At 60.2% G+C, this 19324-nt stretch carries 20 protein-coding genes; 5 read left to right on the forward strand and 15 right to left on the reverse strand.

The features are described from left to right. Positions 1 to 6: 6 nt before the first annotated feature. The gene (locus GVN17_RS02070) at positions 7 to 1107 is read right to left on the reverse strand and encodes an efflux RND transporter periplasmic adaptor subunit (RefSeq protein WP_166593562.1); all 1101 of its coding nucleotides are present in this window, start codon (positions 1105 to 1107) and stop codon (positions 7 to 9) included. Positions 1108 to 1200: 93 nt separating this feature from the next. Between GVN17_RS02070 and GVN17_RS02075 the strand changes: the two genes are divergently transcribed. After that, positions 1201 to 1848 (forward strand): TetR/AcrR family transcriptional regulator, encoded by a 648-nt coding sequence (locus GVN17_RS02075; RefSeq protein WP_166593806.1) that lies wholly within the window; start codon positions 1201 to 1203, stop codon positions 1846 to 1848. A gap of 173 nt (positions 1849 to 2021) precedes the next feature. On the opposite strand, the gene GVN17_RS02080 is transcribed toward GVN17_RS02075, so the two are convergent. Next, the gene (locus GVN17_RS02080) at positions 2022 to 2804 is read right to left on the reverse strand and encodes a class I SAM-dependent methyltransferase (protein ID WP_166593563.1); all 783 of its coding nucleotides are present in this window, start codon (positions 2802 to 2804) and stop codon (positions 2022 to 2024) included. A gap of 98 nt (positions 2805 to 2902) precedes the next feature. On the opposite strand from GVN17_RS02080, the gene GVN17_RS02085 reads away from it, so the two are divergent. Beyond that, positions 2903 to 3532 (forward strand): energy transducer TonB, encoded by a 630-nt coding sequence (locus tag GVN17_RS02085; RefSeq protein WP_166593564.1) that lies wholly within the window; start codon positions 2903 to 2905, stop codon positions 3530 to 3532. A gap of 118 nt (positions 3533 to 3650) precedes the next feature. Here GVN17_RS02085 and GVN17_RS02090 read toward each other — a convergent pair whose 3' ends face one another. The 6 genes from GVN17_RS02090 to ppc form a co-directional block, all read right to left on the reverse strand. Next, the gene (locus tag GVN17_RS02090) at positions 3651 to 4349 is read right to left on the reverse strand and encodes an extensin family protein (RefSeq protein ID WP_166593565.1); all 699 of its coding nucleotides are present in this window, start codon (positions 4347 to 4349) and stop codon (positions 3651 to 3653) included. Between the two features lie 45 nt (positions 4350 to 4394). Beyond that, positions 4395 to 5198 (reverse strand): DUF72 domain-containing protein, encoded by an 804-nt coding sequence (locus GVN17_RS02095; RefSeq protein WP_166593807.1) that lies wholly within the window; start codon positions 5196 to 5198, stop codon positions 4395 to 4397. A 65-nt stretch (positions 5199 to 5263) separates the two neighbouring features. Further along, the gene (locus tag GVN17_RS02100) at positions 5264 to 5560 is read right to left on the reverse strand and encodes a hypothetical protein (RefSeq protein ID WP_166593566.1); all 297 of its coding nucleotides are present in this window, start codon (positions 5558 to 5560) and stop codon (positions 5264 to 5266) included. A 280-nt stretch (positions 5561 to 5840) separates the two neighbouring features. Further along, positions 5841 to 6515: a tRNA (adenosine(37)-N6)-threonylcarbamoyltransferase complex dimerization subunit type 1 TsaB gene (gene tsaB, locus GVN17_RS02105; RefSeq protein ID WP_166593567.1), complete on the reverse strand. Its 675-nt coding sequence runs from the start codon at positions 6513 to 6515 to the stop codon at positions 5841 to 5843. Positions 6516 to 6631: 116 nt separating this feature from the next. Next, on the reverse strand, positions 6632 to 7279 hold the full coding sequence (adk, locus tag GVN17_RS02110; protein WP_166593568.1) for an adenylate kinase: 648 nt from the start codon (positions 7277 to 7279) through the stop codon (positions 6632 to 6634). 285 nt (positions 7280 to 7564) lie between these two features. Then, positions 7565 to 10201 (reverse strand): phosphoenolpyruvate carboxylase, encoded by a 2637-nt coding sequence (gene ppc / locus GVN17_RS02115; protein ID WP_166593569.1) that lies wholly within the window; start codon positions 10199 to 10201, stop codon positions 7565 to 7567. A 244-nt stretch (positions 10202 to 10445) separates the two neighbouring features. On the opposite strand from ppc, the gene GVN17_RS02120 reads away from it, so the two are divergent. The 3 genes from GVN17_RS02120 to GVN17_RS02130 all read left to right on the forward strand — a co-directional run bounded on the left by GVN17_RS02120 (position 10446) and on the right by GVN17_RS02130 (position 12326). Further along, positions 10446 to 10790 (forward strand): pilin assembly protein, encoded by a 345-nt coding sequence (locus tag GVN17_RS02120; RefSeq protein WP_166593570.1) that lies wholly within the window; start codon positions 10446 to 10448, stop codon positions 10788 to 10790. A 279-nt stretch (positions 10791 to 11069) separates the two neighbouring features. After that, entirely contained in the window at positions 11070 to 11495 is a 426-nt protein-coding gene (locus GVN17_RS02125; protein WP_166593571.1) for a DUF4398 domain-containing protein, read from the forward strand. Positions 11496 to 11543: 48 nt separating this feature from the next. After that, positions 11544 to 12326, forward strand: coding sequence for an OmpA family protein (locus GVN17_RS02130; protein ID WP_166593572.1), 783 nt, complete (start codon positions 11544 to 11546; stop codon positions 12324 to 12326). A gap of 76 nt (positions 12327 to 12402) precedes the next feature. Here the strand turns inward: GVN17_RS02130 and GVN17_RS02135 are convergent, their stop codons facing one another. The 7 genes from GVN17_RS02135 to prfB all read right to left on the reverse strand — a co-directional run bounded on the left by GVN17_RS02135 (position 12403) and on the right by prfB (position 19247). Further along, positions 12403 to 12729 carry a hypothetical protein gene (locus tag GVN17_RS02135; RefSeq protein ID WP_166593573.1) on the reverse strand — a complete coding sequence of 109 codons (327 nt, stop codon included), beginning with the start codon at positions 12727 to 12729 and terminating at the stop codon, positions 12403 to 12405. Further along, positions 12726 to 13664 (reverse strand): alpha/beta hydrolase, encoded by a 939-nt coding sequence (locus GVN17_RS02140; RefSeq protein WP_166593574.1) that lies wholly within the window; start codon positions 13662 to 13664, stop codon positions 12726 to 12728. Before GVN17_RS02140 ends, GVN17_RS02135 begins: the two co-directional genes overlap by 4 nt. 37 nt (positions 13665 to 13701) lie before the next feature. After that, positions 13702 to 14979 (reverse strand): flavohemoglobin expression-modulating QEGLA motif protein, encoded by a 1278-nt coding sequence (locus GVN17_RS02145; RefSeq protein WP_166593575.1) that lies wholly within the window; start codon positions 14977 to 14979, stop codon positions 13702 to 13704. A gap of 28 nt (positions 14980 to 15007) precedes the next feature. Beyond that, positions 15008 to 15565 (reverse strand): hypothetical protein, encoded by a 558-nt coding sequence (locus GVN17_RS02150; RefSeq protein WP_166593576.1) that lies wholly within the window; start codon positions 15563 to 15565, stop codon positions 15008 to 15010. A 24-nt stretch (positions 15566 to 15589) separates the two neighbouring features. Further along, the gene (locus GVN17_RS02155) at positions 15590 to 16321 is read right to left on the reverse strand and encodes a TetR family transcriptional regulator (RefSeq protein ID WP_166593577.1); all 732 of its coding nucleotides are present in this window, start codon (positions 16319 to 16321) and stop codon (positions 15590 to 15592) included. Between the two features lie 222 nt (positions 16322 to 16543). Continuing rightward, positions 16544 to 18046 (reverse strand): lysine--tRNA ligase, encoded by a 1503-nt coding sequence (lysS, locus tag GVN17_RS02160; protein WP_166593578.1) that lies wholly within the window; start codon positions 18044 to 18046, stop codon positions 16544 to 16546. Positions 18047 to 18151: 105 nt separating this feature from the next. Next, positions 18152 to 19247, reverse strand: a protein-coding gene (gene prfB, locus GVN17_RS02165; RefSeq protein ID WP_166593579.1) for a peptide chain release factor 2 whose coding sequence is annotated in 2 segments (ribosomal slippage) — positions 18152 to 19174 and positions 19176 to 19247 — 1095 coding nt in all. Because the reading frame shifts where the segments join, the coding sequence is not laid out codon by codon here. Between the last annotated feature and the right edge of the window lie 77 nt (positions 19248 to 19324).

Raw genomic sequence — 19324 nt, forward strand, 5'->3', positions numbered from 1 at the left:
CCGTGCTTACTCCTTCGCCGCCAGTTTCACCGCACGGTTGCTGCGATCAACCGGGCGAACCTGTTCGCCGTCGTGCAGCACATGAACGCCCGCCGCCACCACCCAGTCGCTGGCTTCGAGGCCGCCGAGTACCGGCACCGACTCCTGACCGTAGGCGCCGACTTGCACAGGTGTTCGCTTGAGGGTGTTGTCGCTTTGCAGACGCCAGACGTAGGTTTGCCCCTGCTCGGCAGTCAGCGCTGACAACGGCACGGACAGCGGCACGTTGTGTTCGGACGCAATGAACACGCGGGCGCTTTGCCCCAGTTCAGCCGGGACCTTGCCGCCGGCGAAGGCGATGCGCGCCGCGAAGGTACGGGATTTCGGATCAGCCGCCGGCGACAGCTCGCGAATACGGCCGGGGAAACGCTGCTCCCGTTGGGTCCACAGCTCGACCGAGACCGGGTCGCCAATCTTGAAACGGCCGTAGTTCTGCTCCGGCAGGCTGATCGAGACTTCCCGCTCGCCATCGGCGGCGAGGGTGAAGACGGTTTGCCCGGCAGCCACCACCTGACCGACTTCCACCCGTCGTTTGGCGACGACGCCGTCCTGAGACGCACGAAGCACGGCATAGCTGGTCTGATTGTCAGCAACCGTGAGTTCGGCCTTGAGTTGTCTGAGGCGGGCATCACCGGCGCGGTACAGGTTTTCGGCGTTGTCGAATTGGGACTTGCTGACCATCTGCCGGTCCATCAATGTCTTGTAACGGTCACGTTCCGAGCGGACCATCTGCAAGTTCGCCTCGGCGGCAGCGACCTGCGCCCGCGTGGCATCCAGTTGCAGGCGCACGTCCTGGGCATCGAGTTCGGCCAGCGGCTGATTGGCTTTGACGCGCTCGCCCTCTTCCACGAGCCGCTTGCTGACTTTGCCGGGGATACGGAAGGCCAGATCGGGCTCGAAACGGGCGCGGACTTCACCGGGATAGCTGTCCATGGATTGGGACGACGGCTGCGGTTGCACTACCATGGCGGGACGCACGGTGGCGGGAACGGAGACTTCCTGACCGCAGCCCGCGAGGAGCGACACCAGACTGATGGGCACAGCAAGGAACAAGGCATCGCGAAACATGGTGTGGCACCTTGGCAAGAGGGAGCTTTGAATAATTGTACTGGCGAGTATATTAAGAATTACCGAACTGAACAGTCCACTAATCAAACGAATATGCCTGAAAACTATTTAAGCGATTCCCCTTCGACTGCCGGTCCCGGCCGTCCAAAAGACCTGGTCAAGCGCAAGGCGATCCTTGATGCGGCCAAGGACCTGTTCGTGCGCAACGGTTATGCGAGTACCAGCATGGACGCCGTCGCAGCGGAGGCCGGGGTCTCCAAGCTGACGGTCTACAGCCATTTCACCGACAAAGAGACGCTGTTTTCAGCAGCCGTGGTGGCCCGTTGCGAGGAACAGTTGCCTGAACTGTTCGTGGATGTCGCACAAAATGCGCCTGTGGAGAAAGTGTTGCTGGGTATTGCGAGAGGCTTTCACACCCTCATCAACAGCCCGGAATCCATCGAACTGCACCGTTTGATGATCGCCCTCGGCACGCAGGATACGACGCTATCAGCGGTGTTTTTCGAAGCCGGTCCGCAACGAATCCTTCAGGAAATGGAGCGATTTCTGACGCGGGTGAACGACACCGACGGCTTGCATTTCGATTCACCTGCGAGCGCGGCAGGGCACTTTTTGAGTTTGATCAAGGGCGTGTGCAATTTCCGGTTGCTGATTGGCAACGGCGGCGTGCCGGATGAGCAGACGAGCGAGCAGCATGTGCAGGAAGTGGTGGCGTTGTTTTTGAGGGCGTACAGAGCCTGAGTATCCAGTCACACCACCGAAGGCAGGCCTTGCGTGGATATCTGTGGGAGCGAATTCATTCGCGAATGGCCCGTCCGGTCGATAGAGATCCATCGCCTGAAAAACCGCTTCGCGAATGAGTTCGCTCCCACAGGTTCGAGGGCGAATTCACGTTCAGCAGCGCCTCTCACCCATCAGGGCTTCAACGCCTTCTTCGGATACACGTCATACCGGCTGGATTTGCCATCCAGCGCATACCCCGGCTTGGCGCCTTCGATGCACGGGGCTTTGCGCGGGCGTTTGACCACCACACGGTGGGTCGCCAATGCCAACGCCGCTTCCAGCAACGCCGGGGCGTCCATGTCGTCGCCCACCAACGGGCGGAACAGGCGCATTTCTTTCTTCACCAATGCCGTTTTTTCGCGATGGGGAAACATCGGGTCGAGGTAGATCACCTGCGGCGGCTCGCCTTCCCAAGTGCGCATCAGCTCGATCGAGTTGCCCGTCAGCAAACGCATCTGGCCAATGATCGCGCCCACGTCGAGGTCCTGAGCGCCCCGCGCCAATCCGTCCTCCAGCAGCGCGGCAATGATCGGTTGGCGCTCGATCAGGCTCATTTCACAGCCCAGGCTGGCCAGCACGAACGCGTCCTTGCCTAACCCGGCCGTGGCGTCCAGCACCCGAGGACGGACACCCGGCTGAACGCCGACGGCCTTGGCGATCATCTGCCCGCTGCCGCCACCGAACAGGCGCCGGTGTGCCGCTTTGCCCTCAACAAAATCCACTCGCACAGGCCCCGGCGCATCGTCGCCCAGCTGTTGCAATTGCAGGCCGTCATCGTTCAATTGCAGGGCAAAATCCGCTTCGGTGTCCTCCAGCGGCAGGCCCAGACGCATGGCCCATTGTTCCGCTTTTTCCCGGGCTTCGGCCGTCAGGGCTTCAACGCGAATGCGGCTGCCCGCTTGCTGCTCAGTCATCTCTTCAACACGCTCAAATTTTCTTAATGATTGGCAACATCTGCCGATAACGAAAGTATCCGGCATTTTGCCAGACCCACGGCATGTACTGAGCGCTTATGTCAGACATTCAGCAAACATCCTCGATAGGTTATTTGACGTACGCAGGCGACTACAGCGTACGCAATACCGAAACCCTGAGCGGCGTCACGCAGCTCTGGCAGGATGCGTTTGCCCGTGCGATGGCGCAGCAGGTCGATGACAACGCCGCCGCGCCTTCCGAGTACCCCGCCGTTGCAGCCGCGACGGACAGCATGACCGGCGAACCCGTTGCGGGCGCCAGAACGTTGGGCAAAATCGTCGAGCAGCGCGAATGCCCCGTCGTGGACACAGAAATTGCCCCGCCTGAGCCGCTGTTTCTGCCCATCGCCGAATTCGAATGGGACCTGGCCAAACGACCCGTGCCGTTCAGCGCCAGCGAAATGATTGAACAGCAACGCAATCTGGAAATTGACAGCAGTTGGGTCCGCCCGACCGTGCTGAACCCTTACGACGACAGCGTCGAGCCGGGCCCAGGCCCTGAACCTCGCCCTCTGTTCCTGCCGATCGCCGAGTTCGAATGGGATTTGGCCGACAAGCCTGCCACGCCGTACACCGCCGAAGAAATGACCGAACAGCAGCGTAACCTGGAGTTCGATAACGGCTGGGCCCGTCCGATCGTGCTGCAGAATCTGCGGATTGCGGCCTGATTAGGGCGCACACGCTGCCCCTGTAGGAGTGAGCTTGCTCGCGATTCAGTGTGTCAGACGGCAAGGTGGTGACTGATCAAACGCGATCGCGAGCAAGCTCACTCCTACAAGACTGACGCTACCGACACACCCGCCACCGTCCCATGTCCACATGAAAATGATTCTGGTGGGCCGCGTTGTAATCCGGCCCCAGCACGGTGTTGAAGTGCTGACAGGCATTGTCCCTGACCAGCCTCAGAAACCTCCCGTTATCGCCCTCGTCTTTCCAGTCCTTGAGCACGGAAATCCGCCTGCCGTCCGCCAGACGAAACCCTGCGATGTCCAGCGCATTGGCCGTGGCGTGCTGACTCAGGCGCCCCTCGCTGCGGTTGTAGACGTTGCGGCAGGCGAAGCTGCCGAGGTGATCGATCTGCGTGACCTTCTCCCCAAACACCGCTTGAGCCGCCGGTTGCAGGCCATGAATGTCGAACAGCGCGTAGGCCACCGCCAACGGGCAGCTCGAAAGAAAACTGCTGCTCAACGCCACGTCTCCGCCTTGAATGCGCAAGGTATTGCTCAGCGGGCATTTGGCGTCGGCGGCGCTGTCTGCCTGATGGGCATAGCGCAGAGTGGAAGTTTGCAAAGCCTGATCGCACAGGGCCGGGTCATCCTGCAAACGCCAGAGTTTGAAGGGGGTGAGCAGGTTCGGCTGTTCCCGCACGTCCAGCGGCGCCCACGGGTTCCAGCGCCCAGGGACAGGCAACCAATCGCGCCACACCGAGAGCCCGATGCCGAGGCACATCAGGAGGAATAACAGGAAAAGGGTCGAGCCGCGCATGGGCGAGGTTTCCGCAGTGAGGACAATGGCATCCCCTAACTGACCTCACAGCAAGCCGAGTTGCTGCACCTCAGGCCCACGCTCCAGCGTTGGCAATTCAGGCAGGCCGGGCAGCAATGTCAGCAATTCCTCATGGAAACGTCTGGCAAGGTCGGGGGCTTGGATGTTATCTGGCGTGTGCAGAAAGACGTAAGGCGTACGCCCTTCCTCGATCCAGGCCGCGACTTTCAGCGCCCACTGCTCGACAAAAGGCTCGTTCGCTTCCAGTTCTGGACGCCCGATGAAACGTACTTGGGGGAATAACGTGAGTGCTGCCGGGCGTACGGGCACCTTGGGTTTCTTCGATTGCGCATGCAGCACGGCCGGGGCCTGTGACACGCAACTGAACAGCGGTCGCGAGTCCAGACAGATACGCTCGACGCCCCGGTCGAGCAGCAGACGATTGAGCATGCGCTCGCCTTCACCCTTGTCGAAGAACCCCATGTTGCGCACTTCCACTGCTAAGGCGCGGCCTTCCAAGGCGTCGATAAACGTTGCTAGCTCGCCGAGGCGATGGGGTGAAAAGGTCGCGGGAAGCTGCAGCCAGAGGGGTTGAACGCGTTCACCCAACGGGGCCATCAGCTTCAGAAAGTCTTGCGCGGCAGTCAGGTGTTCGCGCAGGTCGCCCGCGTGGCTGATGTCACCGGGAAACTTGGCCGTGAATCGAAAATGCTCAGGCAAGACCTGCGCCCAGCGTTCGACAGTGGTGTCTTTGGGACGGGCGTAAAACGTGGTGTTGCCTTCGACGGCATTAAAGACCTGAGCGTAGAGTTCAAGCAGATCGGAGGTGCGGGCATCTTGCGGGTACATCGACTGACGCCAGGCGCTTTCGCTCCAGGACGGACAACCGATGAAATAAGGGGGATTGGCGACGTTCAAACGTGCAGATCGAGGCCCGAGACTTCGAGGTCCCAATCGACAAACGTTGAAGTCGTCAGGTAGCTGCTCAGGGCACTGGCCACCCGGCGACTCATGGCGCGCGGGAAAATGATGTCCTGTTGGCGTGCCGGCACATTGGCCGTGCCACCGGTTTGACGGCGAGCGGTCTGCGGAACGACTTCTTCAACGTCGTCGATGATCACCTCTTCGGAGGCGTTATCGATCGTCGCAGCGCCTTTGCGGGGCTTGCGCTTTATGGGGTACGAACGTTGTGAAGGACCGTTAATCCGCATCGATGCTTACTCGGCGTCTTGTAGTGGCAATTTAATCTCACGAACGCACTTAAGCAAACTCGCGAACGATAACTAGACCACAGTTATCGCCGAATGTTTAAAACCGCCGGGCAGAAATGATCGCTTTGTCGCCGAACGGTAGTAAATGCTGTGACTTGGGTCTCAGTTGTGGCGTGTTGATATCGGTTGAACACGTAATAGCGCAGCTTGCTGGCGAGGAAGCCGTGGCGGCTGTACCTCCGCCTCGCGAATGAATTCGCTCCTACAGGGTTCAGATGGATCAACGCGCCTTGGGGGTGGCCACTTTGTCCCGCAGGTAAACGGGCTGTGCGTCGTCCGCGACGATGGCTTCGCCACGGTGCCAGGCGAAGGTGCCAAGGGTCAGCAGATCTTGAGCGTGGGGCAACATGGTGGCGTCATGGCCAGACAGGTTGACGGCGATGCGCTCGGCGTAGCCCCAACCGGTGCCCGCTCCGAACCACTCCCCCGATGCGTCGATGGGCAATGCCGCACGCTCAGGAGGCATCACCGCCTCCTCACCCAGCAGACGCATTTCCCCGGCCGTTTCGCGATAGCAGCCCCAATAGACTTCGTCCATCCGCGCATCAATGGCTGCTGCGACCTGACTCACACCGCGCTCACGAAAGGCGCGTTGCGCCAAGGCTGCGAGGTTGGAGACAGGCAATACGGGACGTTCCAGACCGAACGCCAGGCCTTGCACCACGCCAATGGCGATGCGCACGCCAGTGAACGCGCCGGGGCCACGACCGAACGCAATGGCGTCCAGTGCGGACAGGCCAATGCCCGCCTCGGCCAGCAGGTCCTTGATCATGGGCAGGAGTTTCTGCGCATGCAGGCGCGGGATCACCTCGTAGTGAGTCAGCACTTTGCCGTCGTGCAGCAAAGCAACTGAGCAGGCTTCAGTGGCGGTGTCCAGGGCCAGCAAGGTCGTCATCGGGGTGTCCGTGGTTGAGCGAATGAAGGGGTGCACAACGCGTTACAAAAAATGAGGCGGCATTATAAACAACAACGGCCCGCAAGCGGGCCGTCGTTCACTGCGCTAATGAAGGATCAGCCCAGCGCTGCGTTCACCTTGGCGGTGATGTCTTCCACGGAACCAACGCCCGCGATGCTGCTGAACTTCGGCGTGCCGTCTTTGGCTTCGAGTTGCTTGTAGAACTCGACCAGAGGCTCGGTCTGCGCGTGATAGACCGACAGGCGATGGCGAACGGTCTCTTCGACGTCGTCTTTGCGCTGAACGAGGTCTTCGCCGGTTTCGTTGTCCTTGCCTTCAACCTTTGGCGGATTGAATACGGTGTGGTACACGCGGCCCGAACCTTCGTGCACACGACGGCCTGAAATGCGTTTGACGATCTCTTCGTCATCGACCTTGATCTCTACCACATGGTCAATCGCCAGGCCCGCATTCTTCAGGGCTTCGGCCTGAGGAATGGTGCGTGGGAAACCGTCGAACAGGCAGCCATTGGCGCAGTCAGGCTGCGACAGGCGATCCTTGATCAGGCCAATGATCAGGTCATCGGAAACCAGACCGCCGCTGTCCATGACGCTTTTGGCTTTCAGGCCCAGCTCGGTGCCCGCCTTGACCGCTGCCCGCAGCATGTCGCCAGTGGAGATTTGCGGAATGCCGAATTTCTTGGTGATGAACGTAGCCTGAGTACCTTTACCGGCCCCGGGAGCTCCCAGCAGAATCACGCGCATTGTTGTGCTCCTCAATTTTTATAGAGATTTCGTCGGATTCGCCTAAATGGGGCCAATCACTTTAAAAAATTAACTGACCCAACGGCCAAAGGCTGATCAAGATACACAGCCGGTTCATGCCGCACAAGACGCCAAAAGTCGCAGCAACCCGCGAAAAACCAGTAGCTTGCCAACGATCAATACTTTGGTACGACCCGGTGCAACTTCAGGGGTGTGCATCCTTGTCGATGAGCCAGGCGCCGCGAGATGAAGGCCTGCGCCCTCACCCGCGTCGCAAGTGCCGCGTCAGCCGGTGTTACGCAAACCAGCGGCAATGCCTGCGACAGACACCAGCAGCGCCTGTACCAAAGGACTGTCCAGACTCGCGTCCTGTTTGCGCGAGCGCGCCAGCAATTCGGCCTGCAATAGATGAAGGGGGTCCAGATAGGTGTTGCGCAGGCTGATGAACTCCAGCGTCTCGGGGCTGTGGGCCAACAGCTGCGATTGGCCGGTCAGCCCCAGCACCACGTCACACGCCTGCGACAATAGGTCGCGCAAATGTGCACCCAAATGCAGCAGCCCCGGCTCCACCAGACGTTCGTCGTAGAGCTGCGCGATATCGCTGTCTGCCTTGGCCAGCACCATTTCCAGCATGTCGATGCGCGTGCGGAAGAATGGCCACTGTTCGCGCATCTGCCCTAGCAGGTCGCCCTGCCCTCGCTCCAGCGCCTTGCTCAGCGCGTCTTCCCAGCCGAGCCATGCAGGCAGCATCAGGCGGGTCTGGGTCCAGGCGAAAATCCAGGGGATCGCGCGCAGGCTTTCGACGCCCCCTGCGCGGCGCTTGGCCGGACGGCTGCCCAGCGGTAGACGGCCCAGTTCCTGTTCGGGCGTGGCCTGGCTGAAGTATTCGACGAACTCGGGATTTTCGCGCACAACAGCGCGGTAGGCCTTCACGCCATCTGCCGCCAGTTCGTCCATCATCTGCCGCCACGCAGGCTCCGGCAACGGCGGTGGCTGGAGCGTCGCTTCTAGCACAGCGGCCAGGTACAGGTTGAGATTCTGTTCGGCGATATCAGGCAACCCGAACTTGAAGCGGATCATCTCGCCCTGTTCGGTGGTGCGGAAACGCCCGGCCACCGACCCCGGAGGCTGCGAGAGAATCGCCGCGTGGGCAGGACCGCCGCCACGCCCCACCGTGCCGCCGCGGCCATGGAACAGCAGCAGTTCGACTTGCTGGGCGCGGCAGATCTCCACCAGTTTTTCCTGCGCACGATACTGCGCCCAGGCCGCCGCCGTGGTGCCCGCGTCCTTGGCCGAGTCGGAATAGCCAATCATGACTTCCTGCGGGCCATGCAGACGCAGGCGATAGCCCGGCAGGCTGAGCAGGTGCTCGATCACCGGCCCGGCGTTATCGAGGTCCGCGAGGGTTTCGAACAGCGGCACGACGCGCATCGGTCGTTGTAATCCGGCCTCTTTGAGCAGCAATTGCACGGCCAAGACATCAGAAGCAGCACCGGCCATGGAGATCACGTAAGAACCCAAAGACGCCGCAGGGGCAGCAGCCACTTCGCGACAGGTGGCCAGCACTTCGGCGGTGTCAGCAGCCGGTTTGAAATGCGATGGCAGCAGCGGCCGCTTGCTGTTCAGTTCTTCCAGTAAGAACTCGATGCGCGCCTCTTCGCTCCACTCGTTATAGCGCCCTAGTCCGAGGTAATCAGTGATCTCGGTCATGGCCGCACTGTGGCGCGTGGAGTCCTGTCGGACGTCGAGTTTGACCAGGAACAATCCGAAGGTGACCGCCCGACGCAGACAGTCCAGCAGCGGACCGTCGGCAATGACGCCCATGCCGCACTCGTGCAATGACTGGAAACACAACTGCAGGGGTTCCAGCAATTCCCGGTTACTGTTCAGCACGTCTTCCGGCGCAGGCTGAGTGACTTTCAGTGAAGCATGGGCCCAGTTACGGGTAGCACGAAGACGCTCACGCAACTTTTTCAGCACGGCACGATAGGGTTCGACGCTGTCACCCGCTTCGGCCTGCAAAGCAGGGCTGGCCTGTTGCATCGACAGCTCGGCGGCCAGTTGATCAACGTCACGCAGGTACAGGTCCGCCGCCATCCAGCGCGCCAGCAGCAGCACTTCACGGGTCACGGCAGCGGTGACGTTCGGGTTGCCGTCGCGATCGCCACCCATCCATGAAGCGAAGCGAATCGGTGCGGCTTCCAGTGGCAAATGCAGACCGGTGGTAGCTTGCAGCGCATGATCGGCTTTGCGCAGGTAATTGGGAACGGCCTGCCACAGCGAGTTTTCGATGACGGCAAAGCCCCATTTCGCTTCATCCACCGGGGTAGGACGTACCCGGCGGATTTCTTCGGTGTGCCACGCTTCCGCGATCAGGCGTTGCAGACGCTCGGTGATCTGCGCACGCTCCTGACGGTTCAGGTCGCGATGGTCAAGGGCAGCCAGTTGTGCGGCTATGGCGTCGTATTTCTGGATCAGGGTACGGCGCGCCACTTCAGTCGGGTGCGCAGTCAGCACCAATTCAATCTCCAGCTTGCCGAGTTGGCGAGCCAAGGCTTCAGGTGACTGCCCGGATTCCTTCAAACGCTCCAGCAACTCGGGAAGCACGCGGGATTCGAACGGCTGCGGCTTGCTGTCATCCCGTCGATGAATCAGTTGGTACTGCTCAGCGATGTTGGCCAGGTTAAGGAACTGATTGAACGCCCGCGCCACGGGCAGCAACTCGTCCTCGCCCAGGCTTTCCAGATTGGAACTCAGTTGCTCGGTGCTCTGGGTCGCGCTGCGGCGTCCGGCTTTGGCACTTTTGCGAATACGCTCGATTTTTTCGAGAAAATCAGCCCCGTGCTGATCACGAATGGTATTGCCCAATAGCTCACCCAGCAGGTGAACGTCCTCACGCAATCGTGCATCGATATCAGCCATCCAGCCTTCTCCTTCAGCGTTTTTTTGTTCTGTCCTGAGTCAGTTCGGTCATCCCGAACTGAACGCCCTCGTAAGTTTTGCCTCTATCAATGTGTATAGAGCGACAAATTCATGCACGTACGCAACCCTTTGCCTTACATCTGCTGGGAGCAAGCTAGTCTCAAGACGGGCCACGTCACGCATTGGACGACGGCTCGACAATTCGCCAGAACCCGCTCACAAGCGGGTCGTTGAAGAGGTCTCTATGAAAATCCGTGAGCTCGCAAAACACTGGGAAGATTCCGCGAAAGGTCGCCTGACCAAAACCGGCTACGCGGTTCACCTGGATGTAGAAGCCGCAGCCCGCCTGGCCGCCATCGCCGAAATGTACCCCAAGCGTTCTGCCGAAGAACTGCTGGGCGAGCTGATCGGCGCTGCGCTGGAAGATTTGGAAGCCAGCTTTCCCTACATCAAAGGCCAGCATGTGGTCGCCACCGACGAGGAAGGCGACCCACTGTATGAGGACGTCGGCCCTACGCCACGATTCCTCGCGCTGTCTCGACGTTATCTGCAGGATTTATCCGAGCAGCAGGACAACGCTCAACACTGATCACGACGTCGTTTTTAGAGCATCAACAAAAGGCGCGCTCACCCCGAAAACCGGGGGCGGCGCGTCTTTTTTTGCGTCAATTTACGAGCGCCAATTTTACATCACGCAACAAAACGCCCGCCCGTAAGAGCGAAAACGTCTGAACTATTCAAAATCGGCAAAGGTCCGACCCATTAGCCATTACAGAAAAGCCGACAGGTGGCAGCGGAAATTGACCCTGGTCATGTCCCCGCCCAGGCCAGCGCTGAAATGGAAAATCTAGCTTTCAGGAGTTTCAAAATGGAGTTGACCACCATGAATACCCGCACCGCCACTCACACCTTCAAGAGCCCACGCGGGCTGAAACTGGCCGCGTTGGTCGTGGGCACCAGCCTCCTGCTTGCCGGTTGCGCGGGCAAACCTCCAAGCGAGCAATACGCGGTGACGCAATCTGCCGTGAACGCTGCCGTGAGCGCGGGCGGTACCGAGTACGCAGCGGTCGAGATGAAGTCGGCGCAGGACAAGTTCAAGCAAGCTGAACTGGCCATGCAGGAAAAGAAATACGACGAAGCTCGCAAGTACGCCGAACAAGCTGAATGGGACGCTCGTGTAGCCGAACGCAAGGCACAAGCGGCGAAAGCACAGAAAGCGGTGCAGGACGCGCGTCAGGGCGTCAACGAACTGCGTGAAGAAGGTCTGCGTCAGGCTCAGCCGACCGCTCAATAACCTCCCGCACTTCAAGCATTGCCACTGGATTTAAAGGACGAACATATTATGCGCAAACAAGTACTGATCCCTGCCCTGCTGGCCCTGAGCGTTGGTCTGGCTGCCTGCTCCTCTCAACCGAACGTGAACCTGGAACAGGCTCGCACCAACTACTCGGCGCTGCAAAGCAACCCGAAATCCACCGAACTCGCTGCCCTGGAAACCAAGGACGCCAGCGACTGGCTGAACAAGGCCGACGCCGCTTACCGCAACAATGAAGATCAGAAGAAGGTCGATCAATTGGCCTATCTGACCAATCAGCGCGTTGAGCTGGCGAAGCAAACCATTAACCTGAAGACCGCTGAAAACGATTTGAAGAACGCTGCGGCCCAACGTGCCCAGGCGCGTCTGGATGCTCGCGATGCGCAGATCAAAGCCCTGCAGAATAGCCTGAACGCCAAGCAGACCGAGCGCGGTACGCTGGTGACCTTCGGCGACGTGCTGTTCGATCTGAACAAGTCTGATCTGAAATCCGCAGGTCTGGTCAACGTCAATAAGCTGGCCCAGTTCCTTCAGGAAAACCCGGATCGCAAAGTGATCGTCGAGGGTTACACCGACAGCACCGGCTCCGACAGCTACAACCAGTCGCTCTCTGACCGTCGCGCCAACTCCGTGCGCATGGCGCTGGTGAAGATGGGCGTGAGCTTGGACCGTGTTGTATCCCAGGGCTATGGCAAGGAATACCCGGTTGCTGACAACGCCAGCGCTTCGGGCCGCGCCATGAACCGTCGCGTGGAAGTCACCATTTCCAACGATAACCAGCCGGTCGCACCGCGTTCGTCGATGCAATAAACCTGTTGCAGCGATAAACAAAAGCCCCGCCTGTTGACGAACAGGCGGGGCTTTTTTGTGGATGACGGCGCGACGTCTACTGCACCTGCTGCGGCGTCTCCTGCCCCACGCAACGCACGGCCTGTTTGCGGTCGTTGACCAGCACACCGGTCAGGCCTTTCTGCTCGCTGTCGAACAGCACCATCACCCCTTCCACGCAGTGCGCGACCTGCGGCGCAGGCTCCATCGCGACTTTATAGTCCTCCCCTGGCACGGTCTTGAGCATCGTGAACTGGCTCAATTCCAATGCGTCCTCGGGCTTGGCGAAGTGCAGGTAGCCGTAGTACCACAGCACGCCCACGGTGCCGAAAATGCAGCCGATACCGGTGAGGATTTGCGGGATGAGGTTACGCTCTTCGGTCATTGCGGCTTCTCTTCAGGCTTACTGTCCGACGGCGTAGAGGCACTTTTCTGGCGCGGATCAGGGTCGGGATAGTTGGGAACTTCGGCCAACCGACGCAGGCCGCTGAAATGCGCCGGATCATCCAGATAACGCACCATCACTTCCTGCCACGTGGGGTCGGCGAAGGTCTGGACGTGGGGGCCACGGGTCAATTGCAGCACCCGAGGCGGCGGCGCGTTCTGGTAAAGGCTGATGCCGTTGTGAAGCGGGACTTGCGAATCGTCGAGGCTCTGGAACATCAGCATCGGCGTGCCTTTCAATTGAGCGATGCCGTTGATGGCACTGTCGCTGTCAGGAATCACCCACGACAACGGACGCTTGAACGGCCAGGTCAGCCAGGACGTACCGAGGGTATACCGGGCGACCTCGCGGTAACTGGCGGGCACGCCGTCGAGCACGAGGGCCTTGATGCGCGAACGCTGTTGAGGGTGCTCGGCGAGATAATGCACGGCCAACGCGCCGCCGATGCTCTGCCCCAGCACCACCAGCGGTTTGCCCTGTACGTCCGGGGCTTTGCTCAGCCAGTCGAACGCCGCGTCAATGTCCTGATAAATCGCGGGCAAGCTGGGCTCGCCTTCCGATTTGCCATAGCCGCGGTAGTCGAGCAGCAGCACCTGATAGCCCTGCTCGGGCAGCCACCAACTGCCACCCAAATGCCAGGCCATGTTGCCGCCGTTGCCGTGCAAGTGCAGCACCGTGCCCTTGACCGGGACGCCTTCCTTCGCAGGCAGGAACCATGCGTTTAGCCGCGTGCCGTCTGCTGCCGTGAGGGTCACGTCGCGCCAGGCGATGTGGGCCTTTTCCGGGGTCAACGGCACTTCACGTTCGGGGTAGAACAGGAGTTGGCTGCAGCCGGTGAGCGTAATGAGCAGCAGCAACGTCAGAAGAGGCTTCAAGCGATGTCCTTGTCGTTCGCGTAGCTGTAGGAAACCATCACAGGATATTCGAATAATCCGCTTCGATCCGGTCCAGGCTCAAATGGTTAAGGAAGTTGGAGAAGCACATCCACGCCGACAGCGCGTTCATGTCGCGGAACTGGTCGGGCAGGTACTTCGGTGGCACGACCAGTCCCTCATCCACCAATTGCCGCAAGGTGCGCATGTCTTCCAGCGTGGTCTTGCCGCAGAACAACAATGGCACCTGCTCCAGCTTGCCCTTCCTCACGGCCAACTGGATGTAGTTGTAAACCATGATGAAGCCCTTCAGGTAGGACAAGTCCTTGGTGAACGGCAGACCGTTCGGCACCGAACCTCGGAACACGCGACTGGCGTTGCCGTAGCTTTCTGGCATGCCGAAGCCTTGCTCGCGGTAGAACTCGAACACTTGCAGGAAGTCCGCGCCCTCTTCTGCCATGTGAATGGCGCGGGTGCGGTTGGTGAGCTTGCGCAGACGGCTTGGATAAGAAGCGAAGCCGATCACTTCCATCAGGATCGCCAGGCCTTCCTGTGTCACGGTTGACGAGGGCGGGCCTTTGGCGAGGAAGGTGCAGATCGGCTGGTTCTGGCCATTGAGCGTCGTGCCCACATGCACCAGCCCTTCATGGACCTCCAGCGCTCGCACGTCACGTTCGTTGAACATCGCGTCGCTGCGGATCTTGATGTAATCCGCGCCCGCCGCCGCGTCGGCCACGATGCCGTCAGACTCGAACACCCGAATAGTTTCTTCGGCTTCGCCAAAGGTCCGGTTCAAGCGGCTTTGAAGCATCGCCACCGCGTCTTTCGCGTTGAGGGTTTTCGGTTCGTCCTTGAGGTCGCCCCGCCCGGCGATGTTGTTCAAGTAATCAGAGAGCATCATGCCGAGGTCGGCCAGCGTCGGGTCTCCGGCGTGGAAAGCATCGGACGCAGCGCCGTAGAGTTCTTGGGAGATCAGGCCGAAATCCGGCGTGCCCCGCGCTTCGAGCATGCGCACGACCATCCGGTATTCCTTGCACATGCGGCGCATGATCTGCCCGACCGGGTTGAACTGCCCCAGTTGCCGGGTGATGTCACGCTCGATGTTCTGGAATTCGAGCTTTACGGCGCCGGAGTCGAACCCGAGCGGGCGGTTTTCGTAATAGGCCCGATCCACCTCGGGCATCTGCTTGCCCTTGGCCGCGAGGAAATTCTTGCGAATGCTCTCGTCCCACTTCACCGCGTCGAGCACGCGAATCGGCGTCTGCGCCAACACGATGCGGTCGGACAGCGCGCGAATGGTCTGCTGGTATTCGTCCACCCAGTACCCCTTTGATTAACCCGTGGCGCTATTTGGCCATGCGCTGATATTGAGCCGCCTTGAGAAAGACGTCGGAATTGGCGGTGTCGTCCAGGTAGGCGAACACCTTGTCCATGGAAGTGGAGATCAGCACGCCGTCGCCCTTTTCGGTTTCGGTGGGCTGGCCTTCGAAGGTCTTCTGATCGACCAGTTGCTGCATGCGCTCGACGTCCAGGTCGTAGATGACCAGTTCGTCGGCGGCGCTTTCATTGTCGATCAGGTCGAAACCCGCGATCACGTAATGGGCGCCGTACTTCTCGGGCAGTGCCGCCGAGACGTACCAACGGCTGCCGTGCCGGGAAACGGTGAAGGTGTATTCGTCGCGGTTCTTGCGGTCGCCCTTGCGGTAGCTGACGGCCTTGTACTGATTGGCACCCGCGCGGCTGATTTCCAGCTCCAGCGGCTCGCCCCAGGCGTTTTTGCTGGTCCAGGTGCCGAGCAGCTTGGGCGGCGCGGTGTCGCTGGCGGGGATCGGGTCCTTGAAAGTCACCAGGCATCCGCTCAACAACGCGAACGACAAGGCGAGCAAGACGCTCCAGACTTTCATCGCTTCTCCTGAATTCAAGCGTTCTCAGCCAATCACTGGCTTGGCAGTACCCAACACCAGATGCATCTGGCGCGTAAGAATAGCGAGCATTTCCTCGTCTGCTTCGGGACGTGGCCCGGCGAGCAGCCCCTGATATTCCATCCGCCCGATAATCCCCGTCAACACTTGTGCATCCACTTGCGGTTGGGTCGAGCCCATGACCTCCAGAAACTGGGCGCTTCCCTGCAAGAGAATTTGCTGATGGGCCGCCACCAATGGCGCCAGGCGAGGGTTGATCAGGGCTTCCAGGCAGAACGCATGTTCAGCGATCAACTGGTCGCGCCGGGTCAGCAATTGATGGCGCACGTAGTCCAGGGTCATGCGGGCGATTTCATCGGCCAAACGGCCACGGGCTTCGGCGCTGCCGTCGTTGCGAGCGACCATCTCCCGCAGCAGGTCTTCGGTGTTGGTCCACAGCTTGGCCATGTAGGCGGCGCTGCGCTCGACGTATTGGGCGAAGGCATCGGTGAGCAGGTCGTCGATGTCCTTGAAGTAGTAGGTGGTGGCGGACAGCGGCACTTGCGCTTCGGCGGCCACGGCCCGATGGCGGACGGCACGCACGCCGTCGCGAATGAGGATGCGCATGGCAGCGTCGAGAATCTGCTGGCGGCGTTGCTCGCTGCCCTGTCGGCTGGCCTTGCGGCCCTGATACTGAACACTCTGCGCGACGGCGGTGGCCAGGCCGGCGGCTCCTTTTTGAGCGATCGTACGATTCACGACGGGGTTTTCCTTTTTCAGTCTTGATAGTCAAGGCATATCACATGTTTTTCAGCGCCTGACGAGACGCTATCGCGAGCAAGCTCACTCCTACAACAGCCCGCGAACACCTGTAGGAGTGAGCTTGCTCGCGATAGCGTCATAACTGTTACCGCATGCTCCTACAGGTATTCATCAAGCAAAAAAAAGCCGCCCATGCTGAGGCGGCTTTTAGGATGACGCTTACGCCTGAGGCCGCATGTGCGGGAACAGGATGACGTCGCGGATCGACGGCGAGTTGGTCAGCAGCATGACCAGACGGTCGATACCGATGCCCTCGCCTGCCGTTGGCGGCATGCCGTATTCCAGCGCACGCACGAAGTCGGCGTCGTAATGCATGGCTTCGTCGTCGCCCGCGTCCTTGTCGGCGACTTGCGCCATGAAACGCTCGGCCTGGTCTTCCGCGTCGTTCAACTCGGAATAGGCGTTGGCAATTTCACGGCCACCGATGAACAACTCGAAACGGTCGGTGACGTTCGGGTTTTCGTCATTGCGGCGGGCCAGCGGCGACACTTCGAACGGGTACTGGGTGATGAAGTGTGGCTGCTCCAACTTGTGCTCGACCAGCTCTTCGAAAATCATCACCTGCAACTTGCCCAGACCTTCGAAGCCCAGCACCTTGGCGCCCGCTTTCTTGGCGATGGCGCGGGCCTTGTCGATGTCGTTCAGGTCGTCGGCGGTCAGATCCGGGTTGTATTTCAGGATCGAGTCGAACACCGACAGACGCGCGAACGGCTCGCCAAAGTGGAACACCTTGTCGCCGTACGGCACGTCGGTGCTGCCCAGAACCAGTTGAGCCAGTTCACGGAACAGCTCTTCGGTCAGGTCCATGTTGTCTTCGTAGTCGGCGTACGCCTGGTAGAACTCCAACATGGTGAATTCAGGGTTGTGACGGGTCGAGACGCCTTCGTTGCGGAAGTTGCGGTTGATCTCGAACACCTTTTCAAACCCGCCAACCACCAGACGCTTGAGGTACAGCTCAGGCGCGATACGCAGGAACATTTCCAGGTCCAGCGCGTTGTGGTGGGTTTCGAACGGCTTGGCTGCGGCGCCGCCCGGAATGGTCTGCAGCATCGGCGTTTCAACTTCAAGGAAGTCGCGCTTCATCAGAAAGCTGCGGATGTGGGCGATGACTTGCGAGCGAACACGGAAGGTTTCGCGCACGTCTTCGTTGACGATCAGGTCAACGTAACGCTGGCGATAGCGCTGCTCGGTGTCGGTCAGGCCGTGGTGTTTGTCAGGCAGCGGACGCAGGGACTTGGTCAGCAGACGTACGCTGGTCATTTCGACGTACAGGTCGCCTTTGCCGGAACGGGCCAGGGTGCCCTCCGCCGCGATGATGTCGCCCATGTCCCAGGTTTTCACCGAGGCCAGGGTGTCTTCCGACAGGGTCTTGCGGTTGACGTAGACCTGAATGCGACCGGTCATGTCCTGGATCACCATGAACGAGCCACGGTTAAGCATGATGCGACCTGCAACCTTGACCGGAATCGCCGCTTCAGCCAGTTCTTCCTTGGTCTTGTCCACGTACTGTTTCTGCAGGTCGTTGCAGTAGTTTTCGCGGCGGAAGTCGTTCGGGAAGGCGTTACCCTTGGCGCGCTCGGTAGCAAGCTTTTCCTTGCGCAGTGCGATCAGGGTGTTTTCTTCCTGTTGCTGGGCTTGCGGGTCGAGTTGTTGGTCGCTCATGTCTTTAGATTTTCCATCACAGGTTCGTTGCTCTTGCCGTCGGCAAGGGATCGCGGGCCGGTCGCTGCTTCGCATGCGCCGTGCCCGCAACACGTGGGGTCGCGATTACAGCCCTTGCTTGAGGCTGGCTTCCAGGTAACCGTCGAGGTCACCGTCCAGCACCTTGTTGCAGTCGCTGCGCTCGACGCCGGTCCGCAGGTCCTTGATGCGCGAGTCATCGAGAACGTACGAGCGGATCTGGTGGCCCCAGCCGATGTCCGACTTGGTGTCTTCCAGCGCCTGGGACGCGGCGTTGCGCTTCTGCATTTCCAGCTCGTACAACTTGGCCCGCAGCATTTTCATGGCGGTGTCCTTGTTCGCGTGCTGGGAACGTTCGTTCTGGCAACTGACGACGGTGTTGGTCGGTACGTGGGTGATACGGACCGCCGAGTCGGTGGTGTTAACGTGCTGACCACCGGCACCGGACGAACGATAGGTGTCGATGCGCAGGTCCGACGGGTTGATGTCGATCTCGATGCGGTCGTCGATCTCGGGGGAAACGAACACCGCCGAGAATGAGGTGTGGCGACGTGCGCCGGAGTCGAACGGGCTCTTGCGGACCAGGCGGTGCACGCCGATTTCGGTACGCAGCCAGCCAAAGGCGTATTCGCCCTTGATGTGCACGGTGGCGCCCTTGATGCCGGCGACTTCGCCTTCGGACAGTTCCATGATGGTGGCGTCGAAGCCACGCTTGTCGGCCCAGCGCAGGTACATGCGCAGCAGGATGTTGGCCCAGTCCTGCGCTTCGGTGCCGCCGGAGCCGGCCTGGATGTCCAGGTAGGCGTTGTTCGGGTCCATCTCGCCGCTGAACATGCGACGGAATTCCAGCTTGGCGAGGGATGCTTCCAGGCCTTCCAGCAGCTCGACGACATCGGCCACAGCGCCTTCATCGTCTTCTTCGACAGCCATGTCCAGCAGCTCTTTGGCGTCGGCCAGGCCGGAACTCATTTCGTCGAGGGTTTCAACGATCTGGGCCAGCGCCGAACGCTCGCGGCCGAGGGACTGGGCATACTCGGGCTTGTTCCAGACGTTGGGGTCTTCCAGCTCGCGGTTGACTTCGGTCAGACGATCATGTTTTTGATCGTAGTCAAAGATACCCCCGAATGGATTCGGAGCGTTCGGTCAGGTCCTTGATGGTGTTCAGGATCGGGTTGATTTCCATGGTCGTCAGGACTCGCAGGCGAATTTCACAAAGCCCGCGAGTATACCCGAGCTGACGCCGGGATGGCAGCCCGTTGG

The sequence above is a fragment of the Pseudomonas sp. SLFW genome (assembly GCF_009905615.1).
In the GTDB taxonomy this organism is placed as follows: Bacteria; Pseudomonadota; Gammaproteobacteria; order Pseudomonadales; family Pseudomonadaceae; genus Aquipseudomonas; species Aquipseudomonas bambusae.

Bases quoted from the DNA above. Each gene is read 5' to 3' on its own strand.
- GVN17_RS02070 (WP_166593562.1), bottom strand. From the start codon at position 1,107: ATGTTTCGCGATGCCTTGTTCCTTGCTGTGCCCATCAGTCTGGTGTCG.
- GVN17_RS02075 (WP_166593806.1), top strand. From the start codon at position 1,201: ATGCCTGAAAACTATTTAAGCGATTCCCCTTCGACTGCCGGTCCCGGC.
- GVN17_RS02080 (WP_166593563.1), bottom strand. From the start codon at position 2,804: ATGACTGAGCAGCAAGCGGGCAGCCGCATTCGCGTTGAAGCCCTGACG.
- GVN17_RS02085 (WP_166593564.1), top strand. From the start codon at position 2,903: ATGTCAGACATTCAGCAAACATCCTCGATAGGTTATTTGACGTACGCA.
- GVN17_RS02090 (WP_166593565.1), bottom strand. From the start codon at position 4,349: ATGCGCGGCTCGACCCTTTTCCTGTTATTCCTCCTGATGTGCCTCGGC.
- GVN17_RS02095 (WP_166593807.1), bottom strand. From the start codon at position 5,198: ATGTACCCGCAAGATGCCCGCACCTCCGATCTGCTTGAACTCTACGCT.
- GVN17_RS02100 (WP_166593566.1), bottom strand. From the start codon at position 5,560: ATGCGGATTAACGGTCCTTCACAACGTTCGTACCCCATAAAGCGCAAG.
- tsaB (WP_166593567.1), bottom strand. From the start codon at position 6,515: ATGACGACCTTGCTGGCCCTGGACACCGCCACTGAAGCCTGCTCAGTT.
- adk (WP_166593568.1), bottom strand. From the start codon at position 7,279: ATGCGCGTGATTCTGCTGGGAGCTCCCGGGGCCGGTAAAGGTACTCAG.
- ppc (WP_166593569.1), bottom strand. From the start codon at position 10,201: ATGGCTGATATCGATGCACGATTGCGTGAGGACGTTCACCTGCTGGGT.
- GVN17_RS02120 (WP_166593570.1), top strand. From the start codon at position 10,446: ATGAAAATCCGTGAGCTCGCAAAACACTGGGAAGATTCCGCGAAAGGT.
- GVN17_RS02125 (WP_166593571.1), top strand. From the start codon at position 11,070: ATGGAGTTGACCACCATGAATACCCGCACCGCCACTCACACCTTCAAG.
- GVN17_RS02130 (WP_166593572.1), top strand. From the start codon at position 11,544: ATGCGCAAACAAGTACTGATCCCTGCCCTGCTGGCCCTGAGCGTTGGT.
- GVN17_RS02135 (WP_166593573.1), bottom strand. From the start codon at position 12,729: ATGACCGAAGAGCGTAACCTCATCCCGCAAATCCTCACCGGTATCGGC.
- GVN17_RS02150 (WP_166593576.1), bottom strand. From the start codon at position 15,565: ATGAAAGTCTGGAGCGTCTTGCTCGCCTTGTCGTTCGCGTTGTTGAGC.
- lysS (WP_166593578.1), bottom strand. From the start codon at position 18,046: ATGAGCGACCAACAACTCGACCCGCAAGCCCAGCAACAGGAAGAAAAC.